An 8,849-nucleotide genomic window follows, 5' to 3' on the forward strand; every position below is an offset into this window, starting at 1 on the left:
GAGTGCGAGGATGCGCTAAGAGCGCTTGTCAGGTCAGGGGGTTGAAGAAATGTCCATGGTCGCCGGCAGCAGCGCCCCGCCGGTCAGCCCCGATCTGAGTGCTCGAGTGGTGTCAGTGGCCAGTTGTGCTGTACGGGTCGCGGTCGCCCGAAGCTGATGGAGGTGCCGGAAGGCATCGCCATACTGGCGTTGTTCCACCAGCGGAAGCAGCGGGACGCGCAGGCGGCGGGCGTCGACGCGCATGATAGTGCTGCCCGTGGCGACACTGTGGACGTTCTCCTCGGCCGCGAGGAAGCCCGCGAGAAACCATGGGTCCAGGCGCTCGGGGTCGGGCCGAAACAGCCACAGGTTCGGACCGAGCAAGCTGCCCGCGTCCCGGTCGTCCGCGACTCGGAATTCGCCGCCCGAACCGTGCCCGTGCAGCAACTCCGGCACTAGTACGTCCCCTTGCCGGATCTCGGGCGCACCGGCACGGGGAGCGTCATCGGTGCTTCCGGACGCGGGAAGCCCTGAGGCGACGTCACGGGCCATGAGAACGCGACGCCCCGTGGCGTCCTCGGGGGGCAGGGGCGGGGCGCCGCGTGTGCCCGTCGCGCGGGTGGCGCGTCCGGAACCGGGCGTGTGATGCACGGTCAGCGCCGCTCCCCGGGTCAAGTCGGCCACGGTCGCGGTACGCCAGGTACGGGGCGCCTCGCCGGCGGGTGACCAGGCCTCTCTGCCGCTCAGGTCGACCAGCGTGGTGACAGCCCGGTCCAGTTCGGTCACCGACCGGCGTACGCGTTCAGCGAAGTGCGGTGGACTGACGACGACGGCGGCGGTCCGTGTGTGGCGGGCAGGAGTCAGGTCCGTGACGTCGTCGAGGAGGTCGACGATGCCCACCGCGTGGGCGACGCCCGGCTCGGAGTCGAAGTGCTCCGGATCGGCGGCGAAGGCGCGCCAGTACCGTTCGACGGTCTTGCGGAGCCCGTCCCCGCCAGGCTTCCTGGAGTCCGCGGCCCCGACCGCGCTGCCGCCGGACGCAGAGTTTCCCGCCGTTGAGCCCGTCGCGGCCGCGTCCACGAACAACACTGTCGAAGTCTCCGGCCCGTCGTGCTCAGGACGCCGCAATACCCAGATGTGCAGTCCGACATGCAGCGGTGGTGCAAGCCCCGCGGGCAGCGCCACGACGGCCCGCACCGCTCCACGGCGCACCAGCTCCGCGCGGATCCGACGCCCCGATGCGCGCTCCGCGATCCCCGGCGGCAGGGCGAGAACGGCGTAACCGCCCGGCGCCAGGTGCGCGAGACAGTGCTGTACCCAGGCGAGCTCAGGCTCACCCTTCGCGGGTACGCCGTAAGCCCAGCGTGCGTCGTACGCGAGCTCGTCGTGCCCCCAGTCGCGGTCGCCGTACGGCGGATTGCACAGCACGGCCTCGGCTTCGAGATCCGGAAAAGCGTCCTGCCGCAGACTGTCGCCAACCTCGACCCGCACCGCCATAGCGGTCGGCGAGGCGAGGATGCCTAGACGCGCCACGCCCTGCCGCGCCTGTGCCAGGACCACGTCCTGCCCGTACAGCTCCTCCGCTCCTCGTTCGGCCGCAGCGGCGAGAAGCCCGCCTGAACCGCACGCCGGGTCGAAAACGCTCTTCGGGTATGTGCCGCCCTCGCCGCCGACCACCAGGTTCGCCATGAGGTCGCCGAGCACGCCGGGAGTGGCGTAGATCCCGCGCGCCCCTGTGTCGGCAGGGGCCCGTTCAGCCAGTACGTCGAGCGCGGCAGGGCCGCCAGCCTCCCGTACACACCGCACCAGAGTTCGCAGGACAGCCGCGTCGTCCGAGTTGAACTCGGGCGCGCTTCGCCCTCCGGCATGGGTCCGTACCGCTTTCTCGACTCCCTGCACCAGGGCTTGGTCCGAGAGCGCAAGCATCTTGTCCTGGCCGGCCACCCCGATCCGTACCGCGGCGAGGACCGCGAAATTCAGGCGTCCCGCCAGCTCATCCCCGGTCGCACGCCTGCGCAGCTCCGCCTTGAACGCGTCCAGAGGCGATGCAGCCGGTAGCTGCCCGCGTGCCGCCAGCCAGGCCTCCACCTCGCGCACGTCGTAGGCGGGGCTCGCCTCCGTCCCTCCCACCGGAGCGGGAAAGTCGGCGTGCCGACGGCGCCAGTTGCTGACCGTGGCCCGCGTGACATCAGCGAGACGTGAGATGTCTGCGGCGGTCACCAATGTCGGCGGATCGGATTGCTGGGGCATCGGAACGTCCTGTCAGCGGCTGGAAAAGGGGACTCCTTCACTGCCTCCACTGTACACAGCTCGACGATCCACATCAATTGTTTGACAGGGCTTTCACTCTTTGCTTCTCTGGTAGTGCTTTCACTAGCGGTGGCCGTCGTAGCCGCCAGTGCCATGCAGATCCATCCCAGAAGGCAAGGTTCCGTCATGTCCACTCCTCCGTGTCAGGTCGTCGAAGCAACCGGGGCGCCGCACCTGTGGAAAGCGCTACTTCCAGGACTGACTCAGTGCGGAGCTCGCCACCGCGGGCATCCGTTACGGCGGCGGGTGTCGAAGCACGCCGACCCTGAGGGCACGTACGACTGCCCAGTTTGCTCTGGGTGGCATCTGCCCCCGAAGGTGCTTTGGCCCGCATGTGACCCGGTCACCGAGCCTGCGATACGGGCTCGCAACCTCGTGCGTATCCGCGAACGCCAGGTCTCGCGCTGCGTGGCCGACCACCGGGTGGAGCACAGCCAGGGCCCCACCTGGAGTGAACTGGCCGGGGCTCCCTCCTGGACGGCCAGCCAGGGCGCACACGCTGTCCGCTAACTCACCGACCAGAGCTGCCTCGCCTCCGGGTCGCGAACCCCACTCTCTGCGGTCTGACCACCGCGTCCCTCCCCCGCCAGACCTCATCCCGATACCCGTACGGCACACCCGTGTTATCGCATCTCGCGCGCCAACCGCCTGGAGGTTTGTATGACCGTTCGCACCCACGCCCGCACCGTCTACCAGCTTCCCGGCGTCGCCCCGACCGTCGAAGCGATGTTGGAGACCGTCGACCAGAAGTGCCTGCACACTCCGGGCACCGTCCTGGAGGTTTCCGCACGGGAGGATCCGGTTCAGCAGATCGCCGTCATCGTCCCCAACGACAGGGAGCAGGTGGGGTGGGGCGAGGTGTTCTCCATCGGCTACGGAGCCTCCTTCACCATCCCCTCGCGGCGGCCTGCCGCCCTCCACCTGCTCGCCGTCGACGGCATGGTGTACGCCCTGGGCTCCGACATGGGCTATCGGATGCTGGAGCAGTCACACGTCAACAAGCGGTTCGGACTCGCGTTCGTGATGCGTGCCGGGGACCCGAACCAGCTGCGGGGATTCGTGGCCCGGTCGATCGGCGAGGCACGTACCGACATCGCGCTGACGCCCGCAGGAAAGCCGGCGCTCAGCCTGGCCATCCGCGAGTACGCCCAGCACGTCGACCGGCTCGGTGCCTACCTCAAGAACCTCAAGCTCACCCGGTCGCGGCTCGGGCGCGTGGAACAGTTCAGCGCGGACGGCGGCGCGGGGTTGCGCATCCCCCTCGGGGTCGAGCGCGAGGACCTGATCGCGGACCTCCGTGAGATCGGTCGCGTGCTGCGGGACGAAAAGCCGCAGCCGGAGCTGGAGTTCGCCGAACACATCACGCCCGTCAAGGATGCTGCGACCCTCGAACTCCTCGACACCGCCCTGGACACGGCCCTCGGTGAGCCTGCCGGCGACCGGATCGTCTCCGCCGTTCCCGCAGAGATCTGGCAGCTGTACCAGATGGCCAGCATGTTTCATATCAGGGTCAAGAGCAGCGAGCCTGGTCACCGTGACGACTTCGACCTGCCCTATCTCCTCAGCCGTGCTCGGGTGCAGCGTCAGGGAATGCGCCTGGGTGCGCTGCGCGCAGGGACGGTGACGGGGTACCGCTACCCCCAGCGGGGTGGCCAGGAGCAGCTGTTCACCACCTCCGCCCTGCGCTGGATCGAGGCCCAGATTTCCCTCGGATCGCGACGGTTCTGCCTGACCGACGGCGAGTGGTACGAGCTCGGCGCACGCTTCGTGGATCAGGTCCGCGCAACCATCGCCAGGCTTTTCCAGCCCTCGCCGTCAATGGAATTGCCTACTTGGTACAAGGGCCAGACCGAGCGTCAGTACAACGAGAGCGTCCCCGATACCCACCCGCATCTGCTCTGCATGGACCGCAAGAACGCCCACAACCCGCTCGGCCCCAGCCAGAGCCGATTCGAGGTCTGCGACCTGCTCACCGAGGACGGCACTCTGATCATGGTCAAGCCCGCCCACGGCGGCTCCGGCCCGCTCAGCCACCTGTTCAGCCAGAGCATCGTTGCTGTGCAGCTGCTGCAGAACGCGGAGGTGCGCCGCCAGTTCACCGAGCGCGTCGCTGCAGAGAGCAAGGGCGGCATCCTCTTGCCTGCTGACTTCATGCCGCACCGCGTCGTCTTCGCCATCAAGCTGGGCAACGGGTCCACGCTGACCCCGGAGACCCTGTTCCCCTTCTCCCAGGTCACCCTCGCCCAGACCGCGCGGACCCTGGAACAGGCCGGTATCGCTGTGGAAGTGATCGGCATCCCGGAGTCTCAGGAGAAGCGCCCGCCTAGGGCAGGTTTCACGGCAGCGGCGTAGTCCCGCCGACCAATCCCGTATTTCACATCCGTCGCGTGACTCGTAGCGCCCCAACTGCTCGGTCCGCTGAAGGACCAGGCGCCCGGGCCGGCTCCCACCCTCCCAGCACACCCCACCATAGGCAGCGCCCCCGTTGCACAAACACGCGGGAACCCCGAGAACACCCCGGACCAGCCGGGCACACCCTCCACCACGGCAAACAGCCCCGCCCGGATAAGCCCCAGGTCAGGGCCGAAAAAGCAGACGAGCCGAGCTATACGCCGGGTTCAGCCCCAGCACAGGAGCCCACCCACATCCCAGCACGATCCCAGCACGGAAAAAGCAAGGGGCCCGGCCCGGACCCGAAGGACCAGGCCCCTTCCGGGCTACGCGTCCGGCAGCCGAAGCACGCTAAGCGACAGTTCCGCTAAACATTGAACCGAAACTCCACCACATCCCCATCCCGCATCACATAATCCTTCCCCTCCATACGCGCCTTCCCCGCCGCCCGGGCCTCCGCCACCGATCCCGTTTCCACCAGGTCCTCGAAGGAGATGACCTCGGCCTTGATGAAGCCCTTCTGGAAGTCGGTGTGGATGACGCCGGCTGCTTCGGGGGCCGTGGCGCCCTTGTTGATGGTCCAGGCGCGGGTTTCCTTGGGGCCGGCGGTGAGGTAGGTCTGGAGGCCGAGGGTGTTGAAGCCGACGTGGGCGAGGGTGGCGAGGCCGGGTTCTTGCTGGCCTACGGACTGGAGGAGTTCGAGGGCCTCGTCCTCGTCGAGTTCGGCGAGGTCGGCTTCGAGCTTGGCGTTGAGGAAGATGGCTTCGGCCGGGGCCACCAGGGCGCGCTGTTCGGCCTTGAAGTCCTCGTCGGTCAGCTCGTCCTCGTCGACGTTGAAGACGTAGAGGAAGGGCTTGGTGGTGAGGAGGTGGAGGTCGTGGAGGAGTTCCGAGCGCTCGGAGCCCTGGACGATGCCCTGCGAGAAGAGCGTGTCACCCTTCTCCAGGATGGCCTTGGCCTCCTCGACGGCCTTGACCTTCGGTGCGACGTCCTTCTTGATGCGCGACTCCTTCTGGAGGCGCGGCAGGACCTTCTCGATGGTCTGGAGGTCGGCGAGGATCAGCTCGGTGTTGATGGTCTCGATGTCGTCCTTGGGCGAGACCTTGCCGTCGACGTGGACGACGTTCTCGTCCTTGAAGGCGCGGATGACCTGGCAGATCGCGTCGGACTCGCGGATGTTCGCGAGGAACTTGTTGCCCAGGCCCTCGCCCTCGGAGGCGCCGCGGACGATGCCCGCGATGTCGACGAAGTCGACGGTGGCGGGGAGGATCTTCTGGGAGTCGAAGATCTCGGCCAGCTTGGCGAGGCGGGGGTCGGGGACGCCGACGACGCCGACGTTGGGCTCGATGGTGGCGAACGGGTAGTTGGCCGCCAGCACGTCGTTCTTGGTCAGGGCGTTGAACATGGTCGACTTGCCGACATTCGGCAGACCGACGATTCCGATCGTGAGCGACACGGTGGCGACTTCCCGGAGAGGATGCGAGTGGACTGGGCGACGGTACGTACGGCCCGCTGCGGGACCGGGGCGGCCGTAGGCGCCGTACGGTCCGTGAGGACCGGTCGTCCAGTCTACGGGGCACAGGTGGGGGCCGGGCGGGGGCGGGTGTCCGTACGCTGCGTTACGGCCGTGGGGTGATTTGTACGCCGAATGGTCCGGTCAGGTCAGTCAAAACGCGTGTCCTGTAACCGGTTGATCGCACTTGGCGGCCTACCGTTGCCGGGTGGAGCAACACAGAGCGCGCAGCCCTCAGCACAGTCCGCCCCGGACCGGCCGTCCGGCAGCGGGCCAGGACGCACGGCTCCCCCGCCCCGCGGACGCCGTGCCGCCGAACGCTCCGGGTGCCCGGGACGCCCTGAACGCGGCGGGCACCCCGGGAGCCCCACGGGCCCCGGGCGCCCCAGGTGCCCCGCGTGGGCCGGGAGCGGGCGGGTTCGGCGAGGAGAGTGCGACCGTCTACCGTGTCCGCGCGCGCCGGCGCGGGCCGCTGGCTCCGCTGGGGGCGGCGGTCGACCGGCTGCCCGCGCCCCGGCTCACAGGCCTGGGCTGCGGCCTGCTCGGCACCCTCGTCCTGTTCGTCTTCGCCTTCTTCGACCGGCTGCTGTTCGGCAGCGCGCCCATGGCCTACGGGGTCTTCTTCGTCCTGGTGAGCGTGTGCGCCGGGTTGTGGGTACGGCCGTACGACCTGATCACGGCGCCGGTCGCGCTGCCCATCGCGTACGCCGTGGGGGCCGTACCGATCAGTCACGACACGGGCGGGTTCGGCGGGCTGCTGATGGGCGTCTTCACGGTGCTGGCGACGCAGGCGGGCTGGCTGTACGCGGGGACGCTGGCCTGTGCGCTGATCGTCTTGGTGCGCAAGGCGGCGGCCCTGGCGCGGCGGCAGGCCGAGCGGCACGCGGAGCGACAGGCCGAGCGGCACGCGGAGCGTGCGGCGGGACGGGCTCCGGGCCGGGGGCAGGCCGCGGGAAAGTCGGCGGGCCCCGTGCCGGAGGGCGGGCGCCGGCGGGTGGAGCAGGGGCCCGGTCCGGGGCCGGGGCAGCGCCCGGGACTGGCCCAGGGAGCGCGCCGCCCCAGCCGTACGCCCGGACAGGCCGCCGGCCAGCGGGCGGGCCAGGTCAGGGATCGGCCGGCCAGCCGACCTGCGACGTAGCCGCGTCCGCGGCGTCGGGGGCGGTGGCCACCGGGCCCGCCGACGCGCCCGCGCCGGCGGGGGCCGCCGCACCGTCCCGGGACGCGGCCTGCGCGGCCATCGCGGCGCCCACGATGCCCGCGTTGTTCTGCAGCTGGGCGGGCACGATCTCGGCCCGGATCCCCTCGATCAGCGGCAGGAACTTCGCCGCCTTGCGGCTGACACCGCCGCCGATCACGAACAGCCGGGGCGTGAAGAGCATCTCCACGTGGGCGAGGTACTTCTGCACGCGGTGTGCCCACTGCTGCCAGCTCAGGTCCTCGTCGTCCTTGATCTTGGTGGACGCCCGCTTCTCCGCGTCGTGGCCGTGCAGCTCCAGATGGCCCAGCTCGGTGTTGGGCACGAGCTTGCCGTCGGTGAAGACGGCGCTGCCGATGCCGGTGCCGAAGGTGAGCACGATGACCGTGCCCCTGCGGCCCCGGCCCGCGCCGAAGTGCATCTCGGCCAGGCCCGCCGCGTCCGCGTCGTTGAGAACCGTCACCGGACAGCCGCCGGTCCCGTCGCCGAGCCGGCCGGCCAGCAGCGCGGCGGCGTTCCGGTCGACCCACGCCTTGTCGACATTGGCCGCCGTACGGGTGACGCCGTCCGTCACCACGCCGGGGAACGTCGCGCCGACCGGCCCTGACCAGCCGAAATGATCCACGACCTGCCGGACGCAGTCCGCGACCGCGTCCGGGGTCGACGGATGCGGGGTCAGCACCTTGAACCGCTCGTCCGCCAGGTCACCGCGCTCCAGGTCCACCGGGGCGCCCTTGATGCCCGACCCGCCGATGTCCACACCAAAGACCTTCATGCCTAGAGGCTAGGCGCGGACGGGCCGGTTCACCCCTCGACTTACGGGTTCGGCCGTCGGTGTCGTCTGTCGGGTTCTGTCCTCGACGTCGTCCGCCGGGTCCGGCCGTCGGCTCCGTCGGCCCGGTCTCAGCCCTCGGTGGCGGCCTTCGCCTCGGAGCGCAGGTCGCGGCGGAGCTCCTTGGGCAGGGAGAAGGTGATGGACTCCTCGGCGGCCTTGACCGTCTCCACGTCCTCGTAGCCGCGCTGGGCGAGCCAGTCCAGTACGCCGTGCACCAGGACCTCGGGAACGGAGGCGCCGGAGGTGAGGCCGACGGTGGTCACGCCCTCCAGCCAGCTCTCGTCGATCTCCTCCGCGCCGTCGACCAGGTGGGCGGCACCGGCGCCGGCGCCGAGGGCGACCTCGACGAGGCGGACCGAGTTCGAGGAGTTCTTGGAGCCGACGACGATGACGAGGTCGGCCTCGGCACCCATCTGCTTGACGGCGATCTGGCGGTTCTGCGTGGCGTAGCAGATGTCGTCGCTGGGCGGCGACAGGAGGTTGGGGAAGCGGCCCTTGAGGGCGTCGACCGTCTCCATGGTCTCGTCGACCGACAGGGTGGTCTGGGAGAGCCAGACGACCTTGTCCGGGTCGCGGACCTCGACGTTGTCCACGTCCTCGGGGCCGTCGACGAGGGTGATGTGCTC

At 69.7% G+C, this 8,849-nt stretch carries 5 protein-coding genes and 1 pseudogene; 2 read left to right on the forward strand and 4 right to left on the reverse strand.

Annotated elements, in window-relative coordinates; genetic code table 11:
- Positions 1–33: 33 nt before the first annotated feature.
- Entirely contained in the window at positions 34–2,229 is a 2,196-nt protein-coding gene (locus ACZ4Z1_RS30125) for an N-6 DNA methylase (RefSeq protein WP_468489792.1), read from the reverse strand.
- 720 nt (positions 2,230–2,949) lie between these two features.
- On the opposite strand from ACZ4Z1_RS30125, the gene ACZ4Z1_RS30130 reads away from it, so the two are divergent.
- Positions 2,950–4,641, forward strand: coding sequence for a DUF6119 family protein (locus ACZ4Z1_RS30130; RefSeq protein ID WP_468489793.1), 1,692 nt, complete (start codon positions 2,950–2,952; stop codon positions 4,639–4,641).
- Positions 4,642–5,047: 406 nt separating this feature from the next.
- On the opposite strand, the gene ychF is transcribed toward ACZ4Z1_RS30130, so the two are convergent.
- Positions 5,048–6,136 (reverse strand): redox-regulated ATPase YchF, encoded by a 1,089-nt coding sequence (ychF, locus tag ACZ4Z1_RS30135; RefSeq protein WP_468489794.1) that lies wholly within the window; start codon positions 6,134–6,136, stop codon positions 5,048–5,050.
- Positions 6,137–6,401: 265 nt separating this feature from the next.
- On the opposite strand from ychF, the gene ACZ4Z1_RS30140 reads away from it, so the two are divergent.
- On the forward strand, positions 6,402–7,331 hold the full coding sequence (locus tag ACZ4Z1_RS30140) for a DUF6542 domain-containing protein (RefSeq protein ID WP_468489795.1): 930 nt from the start codon (positions 6,402–6,404) through the stop codon (positions 7,329–7,331).
- On the opposite strand, the gene ppgK is transcribed toward ACZ4Z1_RS30140, so the two are convergent.
- Complete coding sequence (gene ppgK, locus ACZ4Z1_RS30145) at positions 7,297–8,163, reverse strand: polyphosphate--glucose phosphotransferase (protein ID WP_468489796.1); 867 nt, start codon at positions 8,161–8,163, stop codon at positions 7,297–7,299. The genes ACZ4Z1_RS30140 and ppgK overlap by 35 nt on opposite strands.
- A gap of 128 nt (positions 8,164–8,291) precedes the next feature.
- Positions 8,292–8,849 (reverse strand): annotated as a pseudogene (locus tag ACZ4Z1_RS30150) (4-hydroxy-3-methylbut-2-enyl diphosphate reductase); the annotation flags it as partial.

The organism is Streptomyces sp. NPDC030165 (assembly GCF_055573595.1).

What these genes read in the sequence shown, in the direction of transcription:
- ACZ4Z1_RS30125 (WP_468489792.1), bottom strand. Translation starts at nt 2,229, where the DNA reads ATGCCCCAGCAATCCGATCCGCCGACATTGGTGACCGCCGCAGACATC.
- ACZ4Z1_RS30130 (WP_468489793.1), top strand. Translation starts at nt 2,950, where the DNA reads ATGACCGTTCGCACCCACGCCCGCACCGTCTACCAGCTTCCCGGCGTC.
- ppgK (WP_468489796.1), bottom strand. Translation starts at nt 8,163, where the DNA reads ATGAAGGTCTTTGGTGTGGACATCGGCGGGTCGGGCATCAAGGGCGCC.